Here is a 1,450-nt window from a genome sequence, read left to right on the forward strand (position 1 = left end):
GCGCAACCCTTATATTTAGTTGCCAGCACTTCGGGTGGGCACTCTAGATAGACTGCCGGTGACAAACCGGAGGAAGGTGGGGATGACGTCAAATCATCATGCCCCTTATGACCTGGGCTACACACGTACTACAATGGCCGGTACAACGGGCTGCGAAATCGCGAGATGGAGCCAATCCCAACAAAGCCGGTCTCAGTTCGGATTGCAGGCTGCAACTCGCCTGCATGAAGTCGGAATTGCTAGTAATCGCGGATCAGCATGCCGCGGTGAATACGTTCCCGGGTCTTGTACACACCGCCCGTCACACCACGAGAGTTTATAACACCCGAAGTCGGTGGGGTAACCGCAAGGAGCCAGCCGCCGAAGGTGGGATAGATGATTGGGGTGAAGTCGTAACAAGGTAGCCGTATCGGAAGGTGCGGCTGGATCACCTCCTTTCTATGGAGAATCGTTTCCCGAGTGGAAACATTCAAATACAAAATCTAGCCAGGTCGGCTAGTTGCTCACTCGTTGCTCAGTTTTGAGAGCTCAAACTCTCAAACAGCTTGCTTTTGCATGGAGCTTGTTCTTTGAAAACTAGATATCGAAACGAAACAAACGCGAATTAGAACATTCCTTTAAGCTGATCTTGTGTAAACAAGTGAAGTGTTTTTATAAGGTAGATTGCACGTACGATGGTATTGAATGGGAGCGACTTTTGGCTTTGCGCAAGCAAAACAAGGGAAGCGAGCAGTCGAAACCGGAGCACGAGGTTAAGCTACTAAGAGCACACGGAGGATGCCTAGGCGCTAGGAGCCGATGAAGGACGTGGCGAACAACGAAACTGCCTCGGGGAGCTGTAAGCAAGCTTTGATCCGGGGGTGTCCGAATGGGGAAACCCAGCTGGGGTAATTTCCAGTTACTCATAACTGAATACATAGGTTATGCAGAGGCATACCAGGGGAACTGAAACATCTAAGTACCCTGAGGAAGAGAAAACAATAGTGATTCCGTCAGTAGCGGCGAGCGAACGCGGAGAAGCCCAAACCAGAGAGCTTGCTCTTTGGGGTTGTGGGACGTCTCACATGGAGTTACAAAGGAACCGGTTAAGCGAAGAGGTCTGGAAAGGCCCGCCAAAGAAGGTAAAAGCCCTGTAGCTGAAAGTTGGTTCCCTCCGAGACGGATCCCGAGTAGTGCGGGGCACGTGAAACCCCGTATGAATCCGGCAGGACCATCTGCCAAGGCTAAATACTTCCTAGCGACCGATAGTGAAGCAGTACCGTGAGGGAAAGGTGAAAAGCACCCCGGAAGGGGAGTGAAATAGAACCTGAAACCGTGTGCTTACAAAAAGTCAGAGCCCGTTTTAGGGGTGATGGCGTGCCTTTTGTAGAATGAACCGGCGAGTTACGTTCCCGTGCAAGGTTAAGGTGAAGAGCCGGAGCCGCAGCGAAAGCGAGTCTGAATAGGGCGA

The 1,450-nt window shown here is 51.5% G+C and carries 2 rRNA genes; both read left to right on the top strand.

Features of this window, described 5'->3' with window-relative positions:
- A 16S ribosomal RNA gene (locus ACE04G_RS25990) occupies nucleotides 1-438 on the top strand; the annotation flags it as partial.
- Nucleotides 439-750: 312 nt separating this feature from the next.
- A 23S ribosomal RNA gene (locus ACE04G_RS25995) occupies nucleotides 751-1,450 on the top strand; the annotation flags it as partial.

It is taken from the genome of Paenibacillus sp. AGC31 (assembly GCF_057334655.1).